At 41.8% G+C, this 21,109-nt stretch carries 17 protein-coding genes; 12 read left to right on the top strand and 5 right to left on the bottom strand.

Annotation, left to right across the window (positions count from 1 at the left end; all coding sequences use genetic code 11):
* Positions 1–228 precede the first annotated feature (228 nt).
* Complete coding sequence (locus tag ACNJYY_RS20985) at positions 229–1,512, top strand: HD domain-containing protein (RefSeq protein WP_191755460.1); 1,284 nt, start codon at positions 229–231, stop codon at positions 1,510–1,512.
* A gap of 248 nt (positions 1,513–1,760) precedes the next feature.
* Positions 1,761–2,264: a YwgA family protein gene (locus ACNJYY_RS20980; protein ID WP_416729992.1), complete on the top strand. Its 504-nt coding sequence runs from the start codon at positions 1,761–1,763 to the stop codon at positions 2,262–2,264.
* 53 nt (positions 2,265–2,317) lie between these two features.
* On the opposite strand, the gene ACNJYY_RS20975 is transcribed toward ACNJYY_RS20980, so the two are convergent.
* Positions 2,318–2,527, bottom strand: coding sequence for a hypothetical protein (locus tag ACNJYY_RS20975; protein WP_416729991.1), 210 nt, complete (start codon positions 2,525–2,527; stop codon positions 2,318–2,320).
* A 113-nt stretch (positions 2,528–2,640) separates the two neighbouring features.
* Between ACNJYY_RS20975 and ACNJYY_RS20970 the strand changes: the two genes are divergently transcribed.
* Positions 2,641–3,081: an immunoglobulin-like domain-containing protein gene (locus tag ACNJYY_RS20970; RefSeq protein ID WP_191755457.1), complete on the top strand. Its 441-nt coding sequence runs from the start codon at positions 2,641–2,643 to the stop codon at positions 3,079–3,081.
* A gap of 239 nt (positions 3,082–3,320) precedes the next feature.
* Here ACNJYY_RS20970 and ACNJYY_RS20965 read toward each other — a convergent pair whose 3' ends face one another.
* Positions 3,321–4,637, bottom strand: coding sequence for an NCS2 family permease (locus tag ACNJYY_RS20965; protein ID WP_416729990.1), 1,317 nt, complete (start codon positions 4,635–4,637; stop codon positions 3,321–3,323).
* Between the two features lie 162 nt (positions 4,638–4,799).
* Here ACNJYY_RS20965 and ACNJYY_RS20960 point away from each other — a divergent pair, with 162 nt between their 5' ends.
* Positions 4,800–5,330, top strand: a complete 531-nt coding sequence (locus ACNJYY_RS20960) for a YwhD family protein (RefSeq protein ID WP_416729989.1) — start codon at positions 4,800–4,802, stop codon at positions 5,328–5,330.
* A gap of 329 nt (positions 5,331–5,659) precedes the next feature.
* On the opposite strand, the gene ACNJYY_RS20955 is transcribed toward ACNJYY_RS20960, so the two are convergent.
* The gene (locus tag ACNJYY_RS20955) at positions 5,660–7,723 is read right to left on the bottom strand and encodes a transglycosylase domain-containing protein (protein ID WP_416729988.1); all 2,064 of its coding nucleotides are present in this window, start codon (positions 7,721–7,723) and stop codon (positions 5,660–5,662) included.
* A 118-nt stretch (positions 7,724–7,841) separates the two neighbouring features.
* On the opposite strand from ACNJYY_RS20955, the gene ACNJYY_RS20950 reads away from it, so the two are divergent.
* The 5 genes from ACNJYY_RS20950 (at position 7,842) to speB (ending at position 14,108) form a co-directional block, all read left to right on the top strand.
* Entirely contained in the window at positions 7,842–9,128 is a 1,287-nt protein-coding gene (locus ACNJYY_RS20950) for an amidohydrolase (RefSeq protein ID WP_416729987.1), read from the top strand.
* 145 nt (positions 9,129–9,273) lie between these two features.
* On the top strand, positions 9,274–9,735 hold the full coding sequence (locus ACNJYY_RS20945) for a CarD family transcriptional regulator (protein WP_416729986.1): 462 nt from the start codon (positions 9,274–9,276) through the stop codon (positions 9,733–9,735).
* A gap of 584 nt (positions 9,736–10,319) precedes the next feature.
* Complete coding sequence (locus ACNJYY_RS20940) at positions 10,320–11,168, top strand: alpha/beta fold hydrolase (RefSeq protein ID WP_416731927.1); 849 nt, start codon at positions 10,320–10,322, stop codon at positions 11,166–11,168.
* 841 nt (positions 11,169–12,009) lie between these two features.
* Complete coding sequence (gene speE, locus ACNJYY_RS20935; RefSeq protein ID WP_416729985.1) at positions 12,010–12,840, top strand: polyamine aminopropyltransferase; 831 nt, start codon at positions 12,010–12,012, stop codon at positions 12,838–12,840.
* 395 nt (positions 12,841–13,235) lie between these two features.
* Positions 13,236–14,108, top strand: coding sequence for an agmatinase (gene speB, locus ACNJYY_RS20930; RefSeq protein ID WP_066399100.1), 873 nt, complete (start codon positions 13,236–13,238; stop codon positions 14,106–14,108).
* Positions 14,109–14,408: 300 nt separating this feature from the next.
* Here speB and ACNJYY_RS20925 read toward each other — a convergent pair whose 3' ends face one another.
* Complete coding sequence (locus ACNJYY_RS20925) at positions 14,409–15,032, bottom strand: AmiS/UreI family transporter (RefSeq protein ID WP_416729984.1); 624 nt, start codon at positions 15,030–15,032, stop codon at positions 14,409–14,411.
* 228 nt (positions 15,033–15,260) lie between these two features.
* On the opposite strand from ACNJYY_RS20925, the gene ACNJYY_RS20920 reads away from it, so the two are divergent.
* The gene (locus ACNJYY_RS20920) at positions 15,261–17,000 is read left to right on the top strand and encodes a PAS domain S-box protein (protein ID WP_416729983.1); all 1,740 of its coding nucleotides are present in this window, start codon (positions 15,261–15,263) and stop codon (positions 16,998–17,000) included.
* 249 nt (positions 17,001–17,249) lie between these two features.
* Here ACNJYY_RS20920 and ACNJYY_RS20915 read toward each other — a convergent pair whose 3' ends face one another.
* Positions 17,250–18,263: an NADP-dependent oxidoreductase gene (locus ACNJYY_RS20915; RefSeq protein WP_416729982.1), complete on the bottom strand. Its 1,014-nt coding sequence runs from the start codon at positions 18,261–18,263 to the stop codon at positions 17,250–17,252.
* Positions 18,264–18,483: 220 nt separating this feature from the next.
* Here ACNJYY_RS20915 and ACNJYY_RS20910 point away from each other — a divergent pair, with 220 nt between their 5' ends.
* Together ACNJYY_RS20910 and argS are read left to right on the top strand one after the other, a co-directional pair.
* Positions 18,484–18,924 carry a DUF1934 domain-containing protein gene (locus ACNJYY_RS20910; protein WP_191755446.1) on the top strand — a complete coding sequence of 147 codons (441 nt, stop codon included), beginning with the start codon at positions 18,484–18,486 and terminating at the stop codon, positions 18,922–18,924.
* On the top strand, positions 18,921–20,591 hold the full coding sequence (argS, locus tag ACNJYY_RS20905; protein WP_416729981.1) for an arginine--tRNA ligase: 1,671 nt from the start codon (positions 18,921–18,923) through the stop codon (positions 20,589–20,591). Before ACNJYY_RS20910 ends, argS begins: the two co-directional genes overlap by 4 nt.
* Positions 20,592–21,109 lie beyond the last annotated feature (518 nt).

The raw sequence follows: 21,109 nt of genomic DNA, 5'->3' as shown, positions 1-21,109 counted from the left end.
GAACGGTAAGAAAATGGTGTGAATACCGATAAAAAGGGAGTGAGAATAGAAAAAAATAGTGGTTGTTTTCAAAGTTAAGAACACGATACAATAGGGTATAATCTAGTAGTTACAACACGATACTTATACAGAAAATACCTTCTTAGCTAGACAGACCAAGGAAGGGATTTTTCTTTTTTACGAGAATTCTTACCTATAAATGCAGGTGAAGGAGCAGGGAAAAAATCAATGGCTAAACTCTTAGGAAAGTTGCACGAAGAGAAAGTATTTAAAGACCCAGTGCATCGTTACATCCACGTGCGTGATGAGCTGATCTGGCGTCTGATCGGTACGCGCGAGTTTCAAAGACTGCGAAGAATTCGTCAGCTTGGGACGACATACTTAACATTTCATGGAGCAGAACATAGCCGTTTTAGCCATTCTCTTGGTGTTTATGAGATTACGAGGCGGATCATTGATATTTTTCAAGAAAAGAAAACATGGGACCCCGAAAAGCGTCTGCTCGTTCTTTCGGCGGCTCTTCTACATGATGTAGGACACGGTCCATTCTCACATTCATTTGAAAAGGTGTTTGGTGTGGATCATGAAGAATTCAGTAGAGACATCATACTCGGAGATACAGAAGTGCATCGCGTCCTTTTGCAGATGGGAGAAGATTTTCCTGTACAAGTAGCAGAGGTGATCGCGAAAACACATAGAGATAAATTAATCGTCAGTCTGATCTCGAGTCAGATTGATGCAGACAGAATGGATTACCTGTTACGAGACGCTTATTTTACAGGAGTAAGCTACGGTAATTTCGATATCGAACGAATCCTGCGTGTGATGCGTCCGACTGAAGAGGGCGTCGTTATAAAATCAAGCGGCATGCATGCGGTTGAAGACTATATCATGAGCCGTTATCAGATGTACTGGCAAGTCTATTTTCATCCTGTAACACGCAGTGCGGAAGTAATCTTAAGTAAAATTTTGCACAGAGCGAAGGAACTGTATGAAACAGGGTATACATTCAAAAGAGAGCTGTCTCATTTTAAAACGCTGTTTGATGGTAATGTTTCGCTTCACGATTACATTTCGCTCGATGAAGGTGTGATCCATTACTATTTTCAAGGATGGATGGAAGAAGAGGATTCAATCTTAAGTGATCTATGTCATCGTTTCATCGATCGAAAACTATTTAAGTATACCGAAATGGTTTCCTTTACGGACGGCCACTTGCTGTCGAGCTACTTTACAGAAGCAGGCATCAATCCGAAATATTACTTAGTCGTCGATTCATCATCAGATCTGCCATACGACTTTTACCGTCCAGGCGAAAAAGAAGAGCGTCTGCCGATCAACCTATTAAAACCAAACGGCGATATCCGCGAGCTATCCAGAGAATCAGATGTCGTCGAAGCAATCTCAGGCAAACGCCGAACAGATCACAAACTCTATTATCCACTCGACCTGATAGAAGCCATTGAGGATATAACACTTAAAAGTAAAATTAAAGAGATTCTGAATAGATAGTGTTTTTAACAGTCGATTTGACTATTAGATTCACTTCAAGTTGTTGTTTGTTACTAAAAAGACATCACTGAAAAGTTGATTGGAGTGTAAGGTGCGAGACTCCTGCGGGACAGGTGGGCAGGTGAGACACTTAAGAGTGAAACGAACGAATGTGGCTCACCGCCTGCCCCGCGGAAAGCGAGCACCTGAAACGGAAATCAACTCTTACAAACAGATAAATAGAAAAAGGATGTTAGGGGGAACGTGCTGTGTTTGAGGATCATTTAAAGGTAGTCACCTTGATTCAAGAAGCCGGAGAAGTCGTCGGTCGGAAAAAGCTTCAAAAGATGGTGTACATCGCAAAAAAGCTAAACTTTCCTTTCCAAGAAAAATATCAATTTCACTTTTACGGCCCATACTCAGAAGAATTAACGCTTAAGATTGAAGAGCTTTGCAACATGGGATACATACATGAAGTGAAAGAAAAGGTGAGCGGCTATTCGCAATATCGATATGCTGTGAACGAAGAAGGGCAGAATCTTCTTTCCACATATGGTGCGGAGATCGAAAAGCTAGGAAGTTGTGTCCGCTCAATGAACGAGCAGTCTTCAAGGTTCTTAGAGCTTGTTTCTACCGTGATGTATTTTGAGAAGTTCGAGAAGGACGAAATCAAGGAAAAAGTACAAACCGTTAAAGCAAAACAAAAGTATACAGAAGAAGAGATGGATGAAGCTTTTAACTATATTGATTCATTAAAAGGCCAAGTTCAATAAAAATAAACCTGTTTAGTTAGCGTGAAGTATACGCTAGTGGACAGGTTTTTTATTTACCATTTAAATTGTAAGGGATAACCGTTATTTGCAACACCATAAAAATAAACAAACACGATAAACATCGTAAATGGAACGATAATACCAAGCAGTGTCATGAAAAAGCCTTTTGCCACACTTTTCTCATAAAGGCGCGTTGCGTAATAGCCGATTCCGAGCCCTGTAAACAAGAGCGATAAAATTAATGCAACAAGCCAAATCTTCATGCTAGCGCCTCCTCTATTATCAGCATATCCAGCACATTCTCCTTGTAAACGACAGTTTAACTGAAACTTTTTTAAATGAGGTACGACTAACAGGGTAAAAGGAGGGCTTAGTGATGAAAAACATGAAGCTGATTTTAATGGCGTGTCTGCTCGTTCTCCTCGCCGCTTGCGGTTCTAAAGCAATGCCAGAAGAGGAAAAGAAGAACGGAGCACCTCAGGTTAAGAACGAGATACCAGCTGAAAAAGAGGGTGTACAAGCTGAACTCGCACTCCAAGAAAATAGTGAAGAAGCAAAATTGACGTTGAAAAACTCATCCGATAAAGAAGCTGGTACAGGAACAGCGTATGCACTAGAAAAATGGACAGACGGTAAATGGACGAAAGTCAATAACGATCAAATGTTTACCGAGCAGATGATCATGGTGAAAGCTGGGTCAAACTATGATCAAGCGGTTGATCTTAAAGAACAAGATGCAGGAACGTATCGTGTATCGAAAGAGTTCTTTGTAGATGAAAAGAAGGAAAAAGTAGCCGTTGTGTTTGAAACAAAATAAGAAAAAGACCGGTCAGCCCTTTATTTTTAGGGGCGGCCGGTCTTTTTGTGTTTTATTGATTTTGTTGTCTTTTATAAATACTTCGTTGCAAAGTTGATTGTAGCGCAAGGTTGCTGACTCCTACGGGACGAGCGGTCAGGTGGAGACTCCTAATGGCGCAAAGCGGCAGGAGGCTCACCGTTCGCCCCGTGGAAAGCATGCAACCTGGAGCGGAAATCAACGGCTTTCAAAAGTATTTTTTAGTGAGGTAAAAACGCTAGTTGATAGAAGAACAACACCGCAAACAAGTAAACCAAGAACGGAACTTCACGATATTTACCTTTTACAATTTTCAGGATCGGATAAGAAATGAAACCTAAAGCGATACCTGTTGCGATAGAAGACGTTAACGGCATCGTTAAAATAATCAAGAACGCTGGGAACGCTTCATCAAGCTCGTTCCAATTAATTTTACTTAAAGATCCAAGCATCAAGCTTCCGACGATGATCAGGGTCGGTGCTGTGATTGCGGCTAATCCTGAGATCGCACCAACGAGTGGTGAGAAGAACGCAGCGGCTACAAATAGCATAGCTACTACAACAGATGTTAAACCAGAACGACCGCCTGCAGCTACACCGGAAGATGATTCGATATAAGCGCTCGTTGGGCTCGTACCAAACGCAGCACCAACTGTTGTCGCAACCGAATCGGCTAACAGTGCTTGACGTGCACGAGGCATCTTATTGCCTTTCATCAGTCCAGCTTGTTCTGCTACCCCAACCATCGTACCCGTCGTATCAAAGATCGTTACAAGCAAGAAGGAGAACACAACTGCATATAATCCATATTGAAACACATCAGAAAAGGCTGTGATCGGATCACCAAAGATAAAAAGCTCTGATGGCAGGTTTGGTGTAGATACGAATCCATCTTTAAACGTTAGATGTCCCGTATAATAGGCGATTGCCCCCGTGATGATCATTCCGAAGAATAATGCACCGTTCACGTTCAGTCCCATTAATATTAACGTGATAGCAAGTCCACCAAGTGCAAGAAGTACCGTTGGTGAGTGCATATCACCTAAAGTGACTAAGTTATCAGGGTGAGCCACGATAATTTTTGTAAGACGTAAACCGATGAACGCGATAAATAGTCCGATACCAGCTGTAATTCCGTGCTTCAGGTTTGCTGGAATGGATTCGATCAATTTTTCACGAAACGGTGTTAGCGATAAGATCACGAAAAGAATACCAGCTACAAAGACAGCTCCGAACGCGATACGGTAATCGATGTTAGGATGGTTCCCTACAACAGAAAACGCAAAATACGCGTTCAGCCCCATACCAGGAGCTATGGCGATCGGATAGTTGGCCATTAAAGCCATCCACAGTGTACCGACTACCGTGGCAATAATTGTTGCAATAAAGACAGTGTCAAAAGGAACACCAGCAGAATGCAGGATGATTGGGTTTATTATGACAATGTACACCATCGTTAAGAATGTAGTGATTCCTGCTAATATTTCTGTTTTGATGGTCGTACCAAGTTCTTTTAGTTTAAAAAATGAAGAAAGCATACGTTAGAACCTCCAAAATACGAACGATTTATAAGTACATGATATATAATATTCGTTTTTAGGTGCAATTTCAACAATTTTCTTCAAACTTTCCAACTGAGAGTTTTGTGTGATTTGTGATACAATACGTGTTAACGATGAATGTTTAGAGGAGCTGGAAGCATGAAAGATTTTTTCAATTCCAATGATGCTGATAAAAAGAAAAAAGGAATGGGCTTTACCATCATAAGTGGTGACTCCACAGACGGTCATGGTGGTTATGGTGTGGGGAGTTTGACACTTGATCACGTAACACCTGTTATCGTAGATGTAGAAGAGTCGATCGCTTATATCGATATGGGGGCGATGCACGCGAGAAGTGATGTGGAAAAGCGCATCAAGTTTACGCCGAATCGTGAAGATACGCCGAATCCTCGTCTTTATTGGCTCGTTTGGGTTACGATCAATAGAAATGCAGAAGGTCCGTATTACTTCGGATTAACTGCATGCGAGATGCTAGTAGATGTTGAAGCACGAAGAGGGTATAAGAGTCTGCCAGAACACGTAAACCGCATGGATAAATCCATGAAGGGCAAAGTGATCGTAGAGGATATGGATGAAAACGCTCGTCGCGTGCTTGGAAACTTCCTTAAAGAGAATGATGAAGCGATGTTTAACCGTTCAAGTGATGAAATCAAGTCGTTAGTGGAATAAAAATGGCAAAGTTATGAACCTTTTTTGAACATTTTGCAAATAACTTGTGACAAGAAAGCACTTCCATTAAAATATAGGTAGCATTGTACACACAATGTTTCTAGGACAATAAAGTGCCCGGGGCTCCTGTAGTAGAGCTCCGGGCATTTTATTTTGTCTTATTAAAAGTCTTTTATGAGTGAAGAATCCTGTCGATTCGTGGATTCTCCATCCGAATTTGTGGATTGCGGCGCCATATTTTTGGATTCAAGCTCTAAACTTTTGGATTCAGACCAAAAACATCTGAAGTCACCGCTTTTCTCACCCACCGAAGGGTACCTTCACCGTCATCACCAAGAAAAAATCCGCTTGAAAAACCCTTTTTCCTCTTTTTTCTGCTCTAATTTTTCTTTTATTTCACTTGAAGCACCATGCTCATCACAATACTCTACAGGCTCTGTACCTTTTTCATAATAAGAGATGCGTGTTACCGGACAGCTATCGGTTGCAAGCTTTCCATTTTGCGGGTTGATCGTTACCGCATTTACGCCTTCTGGTTGTTCGAACGATAAGATCTCTTTGTTCTTCAACGCGCCTTCCATAAAATAAGCCCAGATTCGTTTGGAGTATCCCGTGTCGTTCACATCATGCAGCTCTTCGTTGTTATCGTATCCGACCCAAACGCCAGTAACGAGTTGGGGAGAATATCCGACCATCCAGCTGTCATTTGGTGTAGAGCCAGATTTTCCAGCCATCGGACGTGTCAGATAGTGGTTGATACTTGAACCCGTAACACTCGTATAGTCATTCAATTTTTCATCAAATGTACCGGCTAACAGATCGGTCATGACAAAAGCTTTGTTCTCGTCGATCACTTGTTTGCTTTCATATTTATGTTCATACAGCACTTTGCCTTTAGAATCTGTGATCTTCGTGATAAAAACAGGATCTACTTTTTTACCGCCGTTCGCAAAAACGCCATATGCGTTTGTCATCTCTAACACACCTACTCCTTTTGAGCCTAGAGCGAGTGAAGGGATGCTAGCGAGTTCACTTTTAATACCGAATTTCTTAGCTGTTTTAACAAGCTTCTTTGGACCGAGATAGAGATTCGTTTTTACAGCATAAATATTATCTGAAAGCGCGAGGGCTTGAGCCATCGTTATAAAATCATTCGCATAGCGGTTCTTAAAATTCTTAGGCTTATAATCGCCTATGCCTTCTCCCATCGCAAATGTTGTTGGTTCTGATTTGATGGGAGTAGACGCCGTGTATCCGTGCTCGAGCGCGGTGTAATACAAAAATGGCTTAAATGTTGAACCTGGTGCACGCTTCGCTTGAAGAGCGCGATTAAAGGAACTTTGTTCAAAATCCCTGCCGCCAACAAGCGCTTTTACATCTCCGCTTCGAGGATCCATAGCGACTAATGCAGTCTGGATCGAGCTGTTATCGATGATACGATTTTCGATCGTGTGTTCAGCGACTTCCTGCATGTTCGGATCGAGCGTCGTGTAGATTCGAAGTCCACCGAACTGTATCGAGTTCGTGTTCACGTTCAGTTCCTTTTTTAAAGCACGCATCACGGCATCCTGAAAGTAAGGAGCGACCGTTGCGATCTCTTCCTCTTCTTCTCGTACATATGTTAATGGGGTGGATGCTGCTTTTTGGACGGACGCCTTCTTAATTGATCCATCTTCAGCCATCGCATTTAAGATGATGCTTTGTCTTTTTTTCGCGTTCTCTTCATGAAGGATTGGAGAATAGTAGCTCGGACCTTTAGGGATTCCTGCCAACATCGTGGCTTCGCTCAGTGAAAGATTCTTTGCATCTTTGCCGAAATAATAGCGAGAAGCAGACTGGATCCCGTAAGAGCCATGTCCGTAATAGATCGTGTTCAAATAACCTTCTAAAATTTCATCCTTTGAATAACTCATCTCAAGGCGCAGTGTATAGAACGCCTCTTGAAACTTTCTTCGCCATGTTTTGTCATGTGTTAAAAAAAGATTGCGTGCATACTGCTGCGTGATGGTACTGGCTCCTTGGACTTTTGCGCCAGCTTTAAGGTCCGCGAGTAATGCACCGCCAATACGCTTCATATCAAAACCGTTATGTTTATAAAAACTTTTATCTTCAATAGAGATCGTCGCGTCGATCACATGTTTATCAATTTTTTTAAGTGGAACCCAATATCGATTCTGACCACCGTTGTTGATCTCACCCATTTTAGAACCGTCCGCTGCATACATGATGGTTGTTTGCGGAACAAGCAGAGCGGGAGGTCCCATGAGTTTAGCGAGCAGCAACAGTCCAACAAAGGATAATGCAAAGCATCCAGTAACGATAAGACCCCATTTTTTCATCCAGCGTATTTTCTGCTGTTTCGTAGCCTCTTTATAGATCTGCCAAAACTTCATAATCCGCCCTCCTTAAAAACTCTCATTTTGTTATCTAGTATGGTGAAAAAAGATGCTCCTTAAACGTGATAAGGGAATGAAGTGCTATAATGGCTGTGAGAAAGAGGAGGTTCGTAACATGCTTATACAAAACATTCAATATATGACGACTGCGGCAGATGGAAAATGGGTTGTTAACACGGGAGACATCCTTATAAAAGATAATAGGATTGATTCAATAGGAAACTTTGAATGCGATGAAACGGTTGAGAAGCTAGACGGAAAAGGGATGCTTGCACTGCCGGGATTAGTGAACGGACATCAGCATACACCGATGTCGCTGTTGCGTTGCTATAGTGATGATGTGACATTGATGACTTGGTTAAATAAAAAGATGCTTCCGCTTGAGATGAAGATGAATGATGAAGATCGCTATTGGGGTGGGCTTCTTTCCATGGCGGAAATGATTAAGAGTGGAACCACGTCTTACGCAGATATGTACATAGGAATTGATACGATCGGAGAAGCGGCTGTTGAATCGGGTATCCGTTCCGTTTTAGCGCGTGGGCTTATCGCAATGGACTCGGATTATGAAGGTCGGTTAAAGGAAGCGGCAGATGTTGTAGATCGCTGGCATGGAAAAGGAGACGGTCGAATCACAACGATGATCGCGCCGCATTCTCCGTATATGTGCCCGCCAGATTTTTTGAGAGCCGCTGTAAATCTTTCAAAAGAAAAGAACGTTCCGCTTCATATTCATTTAGCTGAAACGAAAGACGAAGAGAAAATGATTCAAGAAAAGCACGGGTTAAGACCGGTTGAATATTTAAAACAAGCAGGTGTGTTCGATCGCCATGTACTGCTCGCGCATGGTGTTCATTTTAACGATGAAGATTATGAAACGCTGAAAACGGTGCAGGGCGGTATCATTCATAATCCAGTAAGTAACGCGAAGCTCGGATGCGGGATCAGTGATGTGAAACGTTTGATGGATAGCGGTGTGAAGGTTGGTTTAGGAACGGATGGACCAGCGAGTGCCAGCTCTCTTGATCTGTTCTTAGAAATGAAAGCTGCTAGCTGGTTCCAAAAATTGAAGTACGAAGAAGCGGCGGTTCTCAGTGCGCATGATGTGTTATCGATGGCAACGCAGAACGGTGCTGACATCCTTGGAATCGGGGATGAAGTTGGTTCTTTAACGGTTGGTAAGAAAGCAGACATTCTTTTAATGGACATGAACAAGCTCCATCTGACGCCGAGTCATGAACATGCTAATCTTCTCGTCTATTCTGCAACAGGACAAGACGTTGATACGGTGATCATCGATGGCAAAATCGTCATGCGCGGCCGTGAGTTGAAGACAATTGATGAAGAAAAAGTGATAGCAAACGCTAAAGAACGAACGAAAGAACTTCTGGTGCGATTATGATGAGTAGGGTGTCTCAATTTTGAGGCACTTTTTTTGTTGTAAAAATGATTGACACGAAAAATATAATCATGATATTATAAAATATTTGATTATATTAGAGCAGTGTGGTACTCTTAGAAGGTTAGCAAATCTGGAGGTGGAGTATTTGTTTCAAATTGGCGATAACATTGTGTACCCAATGCATGGAGTAGGTGTAATTGAAGCCATTGAAGAAAAAGAATTCCCCGATGAAAAACAACAGTACTATGTGATAAAGATGTCAGTCAGCAACATGCAAGTTATGATTCCAGCATGTAAGATCATGAATTCTAGAATTCGTCCTGTTACAGAACTCTTAGCATTAAAGCAGATTATGCACGACTTTCACAATGGAGAATCAGAAACATTACTAACGTGGAAAGAAAGATATAAAGTAAATACAGATAAGCTAAAAACGGGTGAAATACGCGAAGGTGCTGAAGTTGTACGTGATTTAATGCGTATGAAGAAAGAAAAAACACTGAATGCAAGCGAAAAAAAAATGTTGGAAAATGCATATGGATTTTTAATTAGTGAACTTGAAGTAATCAAAGGAATCACTGAAACCCAGATAAAAAGTTTCTGTTAAGGTTTAATGAAATGGTATGGAATCATTAAATAGTCTCATTCATAACTTTTCAGAGATAATACACTTCTTAAACTTACTTATAGTAACCTCTTTAATTTCTACAACACTTTAACCCTTAATTTTTGATTTTACTTTCCTCTATAACATTTGAAGTTTTCCAAATCAATTCTAATCAATAATCACATGATCGTTGTAATACTGATTCACACTGGCACGGACAAGGAGCCGTAAGGATGGAAGAGAGGTAGGGCTTTCATTGTTTTAGGTAACCTCAGTGACTATTAATTAGAAAATTACTTATCCACCTCCACAAGTACTGTTAATTAAATATTAAATGGGAAAAGCAGCCGAGAGTGGGTAACACGGGTGCTTTTTTTAATTTTGATAAGAAGTTCAGAAAATTATGTTAAAATAAATACGGTTCTAATACCACTCATTATATAAAAGAAGGAGGCCGACGCGTCATGATCATTAAATGGATCAAACTTCGATAATGACAAGTGCAGGCCAAGATAACTCCGTTAAGTGCTTATTGATCTGCGCTTTTTAAAGTGGCAAAAATAAAATCACGGAGGGAAACAATGATGAAACAGCAGCTATTACAAATTAATCAAGTGGAAATAAATACGGAAAGCTTCGGTAATCCCAGCGATCCACCAGTTCTACTGATCATGGGTGCGATGTCGTCGCTCGACTGGTGGGATGAAAAATTTTGTGAGCGTCTTGCGGCAGCAGGGAGATACGTGATTCGGTATGATCATCGCGATCTCGGCCAATCCGTAGTCTATGAACCTGGTGCGTCCAACTATACGATTACAGATCTGGCTGATGATGCGTTTGGCATTCTAGATGCTTATTCTATAGAAAAAGTGAACATCATGGGAATGTCTCTTGGGGGAATGATCGGGCAGATTATGGCGATCAAGCACCCAGAACGTGTTCAGAGCCTGACGATCCTTGCATCCAGTGTCTTCGGGTCAGAGCAAGCTGAGCTGCCTCAGATGGATCAGAAAATATTAGATTTTCATGGAAAAAGTGCTTCTATTGATTGGAATAATCGAGAAGAGGCTGTTGCTTATCTAGCAGACGGATGGGCAGTCCTTTCGGGATCTAAACCTTTTGAAAAGAAAAGGATGTACGCATTGGCAGAAAGAGAATACACGCGTGCCAAACAGATTCAAAGCAGATTTAATTATTTGTTTCTAGGCGGCGGTGAAGAGTTTTTAGATCGTATGAATGAAATTACAGTTCCCGCAATCATCCTTCATGGAACAGAAGATCGGGCCCTATCGTTCGAACACGGTCAAGCGCTTGCTAAATCAATTCCGCATGCCGAACTCGTGACTCTTGAAGGAACGGGACATGAGCTGCATACAGAGGATTGGGATATCATAATAGACTCGATTGTAAGGAATAGTTCTATAGGTGAGTAAGGGTTTAAAGCCATGAGCGGGAAGGTTGCTCATGGTTTATTTGTTTTTGAGTAATGCATTTTGTCAGGTCGAGGAGTATAGAGTTGGATGCTGGAGTCGAATTTTGTCAACTCGCCGATATATGAACAAAAATCGCGGGATTAAAGCTAAAACTCGCGGAATAAATTCAATAATTTCCGGGATTATGCTTCTAATTTCCTTAATTAGAGTAAAAAATACCCCCATTGGTATAAGTTTGTTAACATGAATTGTTCCTAATTTGGCCGGTTATATCATAATCCACCAAAAAAGAAATCGTCCGTGCACGAAACACGGACGAATGGGGCGCCAGAAGGGACACACGAGTCGGTAAAGCGAGGCCGGTTTTTCTGGAACGAAAACCCGGTGCTTTTACACGTGTGACAGAGGCCTATTTATTTTTAGACGTAAGGACAGTAACGATAAGCGAGCTGAAAGCGACCGCAAACATCAACGCCTCAAAGATCGTCAGAGGCATCACCCCCCTTAACTGTAAGCTGCGGATACCCGCAAGATGTCCAGCTTCAGTTTAAAAAAGGGAATGCGCCGACCGTCTGTCCTTCTGAACGCTATCTCCATTATACCACTTAAGTAGTCAGAATAGTCAGCCGAAAGAAACGGGGTAATCGAACTATTTTTATTGGTTAAAGATTAAGAAAACAAGAATGTGGTATGGATAAGAAGTGGTTATTTGAAATTAGCTGCATTCTTACAAAAATTGAATTGGAATCTTAGGTCCCGGAATGCTATAATCATTTTGTTTGTAAAATCTCGAAACAACGATGCCTGGCATTTCAAAATATATAGTAGGAGTGAGACCAACATGAGTATTTGGTTTACTGAAAAACAAACGGAAAATTTCGGAATTACGATGAAAATTAACAAAACGTACGTATCGGAGCAAACAGAATTTCAAAAGCTAGATATGGTAGAAACAGAAGAGTTCGGAAACATGCTGATCCTGGATGGCATGGTTATGACTACACAAAAAGACGAGTTCGTTTACCACGAGATGGTAGCACACGTACCTCTTTTCACACACCCTAACCCGAAGAACGTTCTAGTTGTAGGTGGAGGAGACGGTGGAGTAATCCGTGAAGTGCTTAAGCACCCATCTGTTGAAAAAGCAGTTCTTGTTGAGATCGATGGAAAAGTAATCGAGTATTCTAAGCAATACCTGCCTGAAATCGCAGGGGACCTAGAGAACCCGCGCGTTGAAGTTAAAGTAGATGACGGATTCATGCACATTGCAACTAGCAATAACGAGTATGATGTAATCATGGTTGACTCAACTGAGCCAGTTGGACCAGCTGCAAAGCTTTTTGAAAAAGGTTTCTATGAAGGAATCTCTAAAGCTTTAAAAGAAGACGGAATCTTTGTTGCACAAACAGACAACCCATGGTTCACGCCTGAGTTGATCACTCAAGTATTCAGCGATGTTAGCGAGATCTTCCCGATCACGCGTCTTTACACAGCGAACATCCCAACTTACCCAAGCGGACTTTGGACGTTCACGATCGGATCTAAGAAACACGATCCACTAGAAGTTCCTGCTGCTCGTTTCCATGATATCGAAACGAAATACTGGACGCCGCAACTTCATACAGCTGCGTTCGCGTTGCCGAAGTTTGTGAGTGACTTGATCAAAAAATAAGACAGTTTGCATATGTATTGTTGTTTTGAATGAGGTTTAATTTCCGCTACAGTGGCTCGCTTTCCGCGGGGCAGGCGGTGAGCCCCTGTCTAGTTGCAGTGACTAGCCCCTCAAGGTCAAAAGTTAAACAGTCAAGAAGGCAAAGTGCGCCTTCATAGCCCATTCAACTTTTGCTTGTCGGTGCTGAACGAGCCACTTCCACTTTCGGACTGACCGCTTGTCCCGCAGGAGTCTCGCCCTTGCGCTCCAATTAACTAGTCATTGAAGCAAAATATGCAAAACATCAATTGTATGAACTGTATTGAAAATAATTAATAAAAAATAGGGGCCGTCAAAAGTAAGTGTGAACTTGCTTTTTAGGACGGTCCCGTATTTTACATAAGGAGTGTAAAATCATGCGTTTTGATGAAGCTTATTCTGGAAATGTGTTTATTTTAAGTAAGCCTGACTATAAGACGGCTGATGCCGTTCTTTACGGCATGCCGATGGATTGGACGGTTTCATTCCGACCAGGCAGCCGTTTTGGTCCTGCTCGTATTCGTGAGGCATCTCTTGGCCTTGAAGAGTACAGCCCATACATGGACAAGCATCTTGAAGAAGTGAACTACTTTGATGCGGGAGACATTCCGTTGCCGTTCGGTAATCCTCAGCGTTCTCTTGATATGATCGAAGAGTACGTTTCAACGTTACTCGCTGACAACAAGTTTCCGCTTGGAATGGGTGGAGAGCATCTTGTGACTTGGCCGGTATTTAAAGCGTTGAAGCAAAAATATGATGACTATGTTGTGATTCATATTGATGCACATGCTGATCTTCGCGAGCAGTATGAAGGAGAAGTTCTTTCTCACTCAACACCAATCCGCAAAGTGTGTGATTTGATCGGAGCAGAAAACGTGTATTCATTCGGAATCCGTTCAGGTATGCGCGAAGAGTTTGAATTCGCAAAAACAAGCGGCATGCACATGTACAAGTTCGATGTAGCTGAGCCGTTAAAAGAAGTTCTTCCAACATTAAAGGGACGTAACGTGTACGTTACGATCGATATTGATGTGTTAGACCCATCTGCAGCTCCTGGAACAGGAACAGCAGAAGCGGGTGGAATCACGTCAAAAGAGCTTCTTGAAGCGATCCAGTTGATCGCAAAAGCGGACATCAACGTAATCGGTGCAGACTTAGTAGAAGTAGCGCCAGTTTATGACCACTCCGAGCAAACACCGATCGCAGCAAGCAAATTCCTTCGCGAAATTTTGTTAGGCTGGGTAAAATAATATATAAGTAACCCCTGTTTGAAGGCTGTTGTTTTTGTTTGCAGCCGTCGGACAGGGGTTTTGTTTTTTGTTTGGGTCAGTGCCGTATGTCGAGCTGTGTCGAACGGCCTTTATTTTGCGAATTAGACTTAATTAGTATGGATTTTAACTTAATTTTTTCTAAATAGACCTAATTGAACTTTTCTCCGACTTAATTGCTCATCAAAACGACTTAATTGCCATCCGCCATCCTCTTCACACCTCATCTTGCAGACCTTACACATAAAAAAACGGCCTCGAATCATCGAGACCGGCGAACGCTTAAGCTAATTCTTCTACTAATTTTTCTTTTTTGATCGATTTTGCAAACAAAATCGCTTCTACTACGAAATAAACCATTGATCCGATGCAGACATACGTCCAGATTTCTTGAAGTTTAGCGTTTTGCCAAAGATCTAAAAGCATGAATAGGGAAGGAAGCGTTAACGTCACCCATGACTGAACGAAAGCGACTCTTCCGATATAGTTTTCGTACGGTTTTTTAAGTGCAGATGACAAGAAGAACAGAAACCAAAGGAATGTCCACAACACCCAAGTTAGTGCGTTTACTATGTCATTTTCTTGAACGTAAAACACAAGTGCATAAACGATGGCCATCATCGAAACCCACAGAGAGTACCAACCGAGGCCGCTGGAATCTAATCCTTTTAGAATCGTCACGCCTAAGTAAAGGTAAGTGAACCCGAATAAGAAAACAGCACCGTTATTGAACATCGACCAGTTTGATCCATCGGACGTAATAATTAGATAGATCGGTGTGATAACTTGAAGTAATCCGACTAATATATTGAAGAACGCGACACTTTTTTCTTCAGCTTTTCCAAGCAACATCAAGCTGTTCAAGAATAAAGCTCCACCCGAAAACAGCAATCCTATAGCACCCATTTTATTCCCTCATTACTTTTTATAAATTTTCTTTAGAGGTCAGACCTCTTACATTAATCAAATATAGTAAATTCTTAAGTGTAAAGCAATGGAAATCTTAAGAAAAATAGTAGGTTGGAACTGACTTCAACTGTTTTTAGCTAAATTTGTCGAATTTTGTTATATCATTATGTCTTTTTTGCTATAGTTACATTAGAGAATTAGTTGGATAAAGGGGGGACAAATGAAATGACAGCGATTTCAAATGAGTTGGAGTATTTCCAAACGTTTATCGATCAGCTTTCTGAAGCAGTTGTGGTAGTGGATAATAATGAACGAATTATAGCAGTGAATCACCATTACTTAAACCTGACAGATCAAGCTGCTTTTGAAACAGGAAAGTTAGTAGATGAAGTTCTTTTACGACATTCAGATGGTGAAGAAGGAACTTTGCTTGCTGAGAATGGATTTATTTCGGTAAAAGTGAGTGAAGGGTCTTTGCCGTTTATCGAGAGTTCTACTCGCTATTATATTTTGAAAGAACTGCCGGCTGTCGTTCATTCTTGTCAGGAACCTCTTATGAAAACGTTAATGAACATCGTTCCCGATTTTATTGGCATCAAAGACGGAGATGGGCGCTTTGTATTTGCTAATGAATTTGTAGGTGAACTATTTGAACTGCCTGGATTTGATTTTACCGGAAAGACCGATGCTGATTTAGCGGAGATCACGCCAGATTTTCATGATGTTTTTCAGTATTGTATCGAGACGGATGAGCAAGTGTGGCAGGCAAGAGAAATTGTAAGGTGTGAAGAATTCGTGCCTGCACGAGACGGCAGTACACGCTTTTTTGATGTATATAAAATTCCTGTGTTTCATCCAAACGGAGCTCGTAAGAACTTGCTTGTTTTTGGCCGGGAAGTAACGGAAAAGATCGAGTCCCGACAGCTGCTAGAAGAGAGCGAAGCGAGATACAGGCTGCTTGCTGAAAATGCGATGGATATGATCACAACACATAAAGCGGACGGTTCATTTACGTATATTTCACCTGCATCGTATGCGTTATTAGGAAAAAGACCTGAAGAAATTTTAGGTGGCACTGGGTATAATATGCTTCATCCCGATGACGAAGAAGTATCGAGAAAAGCACATGAAGAGTTAATCGCGTCACCATGTACGAAAACCGTACCTTTTCGCTTACAGCATAAGGACGGACATTATGTGTGGCTAGAAACTTCGTGCAAAAGCATCACGGATGACACTGGTAAAGTTGTGGAAATCATAGGGGTTACGCGTGATATCTCAGACCGAAAAAAATCAGAAGATATGCTGCGTCAGTCTGACAAACTTTCAATCGTCGGCCAGCTCGCGGCTTCGGTTGCGCATGAAATCCGTAATCCGCTGACTTCACTAAAAGGATTTGTTCAGCTTTTACAAGAAAGACAAGAAAGCGATCCATCCAACTACTACAGCATTATGGACAAAGAACTGAACCGCATCGATCAGATCATGGGGCAGCTGTTATTGTTGGCTAAGCCCCAAGTTAGAATGTATAAAAAGACGTGTTTAAAAGAAATCATTGAATTTGTAGAAACCTTACTTCAGCCAGAAGCAATCGTACAAAACATACAGATCCATACAAAGATGCCTGATGTTCTGCCTCATATTCATGCAGAAGAAAACGAACTGAAACAAGTGTTGATCAACCTGTTGAAAAATGCGATCGATTCGATGGTAGATGGGGGAGAGATCACGATTCAGGCCGAAATGATGGATGGAAAGATCCATGTAGCCGTAAAAGACCAAGGATGTGGCATTCCGAGAAATCGAATCCAGAAAATGTGTGAGCCCTTTTATACGACAAAAGAAAAAGGGACTGGGCTAGGTCTGATGATCAGTTCGAAAATCATGAAAGAACATAACGGTGAACTGCGGTTTACGAGTATAGAAGGCAAGGGAACGACTGCTAGTATGATTTTACCGGTGTGATGTAATGGGCTTGAGCTGATGATTGTTTTCAGCTCAAGTTTTTTTATGGTATTTGTCGATTTTTGTAAACTCGTCGATATAACTTAAAAAGTGGCCAAATTATAGTTGAAACTCGCCGTAATATGTTTAATTTACGCTGTATTATCTATTTAATTTCTCGAAATATCTTGAACAGCATCTCCACAACTTCAAAAAAAGAAGCTTCTCACCTTTTTTCGAGTGAGAAGCTCCTTAATCTATCGCCTTTTGTTACACATTCTCCGGCTCAGCTACTTTTACGAGCTGTTTTCCTGTGTTTTCACCTGAGAACAGTCCTAAGAATGCATCAATCGTATTTTCAAAGCCGTCTACGATGTTTTCGCTATAAGAAATCTTACCTTCTTTTACCCATTTAGCAAGCTCGATCGCGCCTTCTTCAAAATGAGCCGCATAATCGCTAACGATGAATCCTTTCATCAAAGCACTGTTGATCAGAATTTGACTTTGCATACGTGGACCAACATCTGCTTTTTCAAGGTTGTAAAGAGCGATCTGGCCACAAACAGGAATGCGAGCACCTTTGTTGATCAACGCCAATACGCTATCAGAGATCTCACCGCCGACGTTATCAAAATAAACATCAACACCGTCCGGACAAGCTGCTTTTAATGCCTCATATACATTTTCCGTCTTGTAGTTGATCGCAGCATCAAAGCCCAGCTCATCTTTTAAGTAAGAGATCTTATCGTCTGAACCTGCGATGCCGACAACACGTGCACCTTTGATCTTGGCGATTTGGCCAACAATCGTACCAACAGCTCCAGCGGCACCGCTGACTACAACGGTTTCGCCTTCTTGTGGGTTGCCGATATCAAGCAGACCGAAATATGCCGTTAAGCCTGTCATGCCTAATACGCCTAAGTTTGCCGTAAGCGGAGCAAGAGATGGATCTAATTTACGAACTTCAGCATCACTTGCTACGTTGTATTTTTGCCATGCTAAGTTACCGATCACAAAGTCGCCTTCTGCCAATTCATCTGAACGAGATTCAACAACTTGTCCGACAATACCGCCAGAGATCGGTTCGTTTAATTGAAATGGAGGTACATACGATTTGCGGTCACTCATGCGTCCGCGCATATATGGATCTACCGATAGATAAATCGTTTTTAACAGTACTTGATTGTTTTCTAGTGCAGGAGTAGAAGCCTCCTCGAAGCGGAAATCGCTTTTTTGAGGTGCGCCTTTTGGTCGATTCACGAGTAAAATTCTTTCGTTTTTCATTAAGATCCTCCTCATTTCTATTTCTTCTTCTCGAGTGTATAATACGTCATTCACTGCCTTCATTCCAAATCATCCACTCATGAAAACGTGTTTTTAGGATAAATTTACCTAATAAGACCATGAATTTTTAAAAAGACACCCATAAGGTTGAAGGGAAGCAGTGAAATCTTTTATAATAGGTAAGTTAAAGAGGGACATCAAAAAAGGAAGTGTTGTTCGCATGGATCAAGATACGGAATTGTCTGTTGCGCTTTCGATAAGTTCAGAAGTACATTTCAGCGGTGAAGCGGAGAAACATTTCACCGAGACAGAAGGTAAGCTCTATAAACGTGGGGACGTCACCTATCTTCAGTATAAGGAAGAGATAGAAGGTGCAGGTTCTGTCAATAATGTGATTAAGATAACGCACGCTGGTATTCTGATTATTCGCTCAGGCAGTGTATCTATGAAACAGAAATATTTAATCGGCCAAACGACAAAAGGCATGTACGACAGCCCATATGGCCAGCTTTGGATGGAAACGACTACACATGAAATGAATTTCCGCTGGAATCAGCAAAAGCAGACGGGAGATCTAAATCTCGCATACGAGCTGGTTCTACAGGGTGAACATACAGGAACACATCGAATCAAGATTAATTTTCAGGAGGCAAAAGCATGAATATCCTTGACCAAGTCAAGCAGCTGTTAAAAGAAGAGATAGAAGAAGCGGTCGTTAAAGCAGGACTCGCTAAAAAAGAAGAACTGCCTGCAGTCGTTCTTGAAGTACCGAAAGATAAAGCGAATGGTGACTTCGCGACGAACATGGCCATGCAATTAGCACGTGTCGCAAAAAAAGCTCCTCGTATGATCGCGGACGATCTTGTTGCAAATTTTGATAAGAGTAAGGCATCTATCGCAAAAGTTGAGATCGCAGGTCCTGGTTTCATTAACTTTTACATGGATAACTCTTATTTAACAGAGCTTGTACCGACTGTATTAAAAGCGGGCAAGGATTACGGACGAACTGAGCATGGCGGCGGTAAAAAGGTTCAAGTCGAGTTCGTATCTGCAAACCCTACAGGAACGCTTCACTTAGGACATGCACGTGGTGCAGCTGTTGGTGATACGATCTGCAATATCCTAGACTATGCAGGCTATAACGTTTCTCGTGAGTTCTACATCAACGATGCTGGAAATCAGATCAACAACTTAGCTACTTCGATCGAAGCTCGTTACTTTCAAGCGCTAGGCAAGGATAAAGAGATGCCTGAAGATGGTTACCACGGAGCGGATATCATCGAGTTTGGTAAAGATCTTGCAGAAGAGTACGGCGATTCTTGGTTAGAGAAAGACGAGAGCGAGCGTGTTAGCTTTTTCCGTGAATACGGTCTTACACGAGAGCTTGAAAAACTAAAAGCTGACCTCGCTGAATTTCGTGTAGATTTTGATGTGTGGTTCTCTGAGACTTCTCTCTATCAAAACGGAAAAATTGATGCAGCACTCGAAAAGTTAAAAGCTAAAGGTGTTGTTTATGAAGAAGAAGGCGCGACATGGTTCCGTACGACAGATTATGATGATGACAAGAACCGAGTACTCATCAAGAATGACGGATCTTACACATACTTAACACCAGATATCGCGTATCATAACGACAAGTTTGAGCGCGGGTTTGAGAAGCTGATCAACATCTGGGGCGCTGACCACCACGGTTACATCCCGCGTATGAAAGCGGCGATCCAAGCCTTAGGTTATGATAAAGAGCAACTCGATGTAATGATCATCCAACTTGTTTCCCTGTTCCAAAACGGTGAAAAAGTTCGTATGAGTAAGCGTACGGGTAAAGCGGTAACGCTGCGTGAACTGATGGAAGAAGTGGGCATCGATGCAACTCGCTATTTCTTTGCGATGCGTTCTAACGATACTCACCTTGATTTTGATATGGACTTAGCGGTTTCAAAATCGAACGAAAATCCTGTGTTCTACGTACAATATGCACATGCACGCGTATGCAGCATGCTTCGCCAAGGGGAAGAGATGGGTCTTTCTTATGAGGGAGACGTGGATCTTTCTCAGATCGATTCTGAAAAAGAGTTCGAGCTGTTGAAGAAAATCGGAGAATTCCCTGCAGTGATCAATGAAGCAGCAGAAAAGCTTTTAACGCACCGTGTAACGAACTATGTATTCGAGCTGGCTTCAGCTCTTCATAGCTTTTATAACGCTGAGCGTGTACTTGATCCTGAAAATAAAACAAAATCACAAGCGCGCTACGCATTGATGAAAGCTACTCAAGTAACGATTGAGAATGCATTGAACATCATCGGTGTAGAAGCACCAGAGCGTATGTAATATATAGAGGAAACCTGTCTTCGGACAGGTTTTTTTCGTTTTGGAAGAAGTTTTCGAACGATTCTAGGGTTTTATGCTCGAATCCGGGATTTTATGCTCGAATCCGGGATTTTATGCTCGAATCCGGGATTTTATGCTCGATGCCAGGAATATATGCTCGGTGCCCGAAATATATGCTCGGTGCCGGAAATATATGCTCGAAGCCGGGAATATATGCTCGATGCCGTGAATATATGCTCGATGCCAGGAATTTATGCTCGATGCCGTGAATTTATGCTCGATGCCAGGATTTTATGCTCGATGCCAGGAATATATGCTCGGTGCCGGAAATATATGCTCGATGCCGGGAATATATGCTCGGTGCCGGGAATATATGCTCGATGCCGGAAATATATGCTCGATGCCGAGAAATTATGCTCGATACAAAAGATTTTCTCCTCGATTCCCATCATTCACGGACTCAACAAAACAAAAAAGGAATTCCCAAGCTTTTCTTGAATTCTATTGAAGCACATCAA

It is taken from the genome of Fictibacillus tiangongensis (genome assembly GCF_048083785.1).
Classification (GTDB): Bacteria; Bacillota; Bacilli; order Bacillales; family Fictibacillaceae; genus Fictibacillus.
The sequence above is the reverse complement of the archived record's forward strand: the minus strand, read 5'-3'. Positions and strand labels throughout refer to the sequence as shown.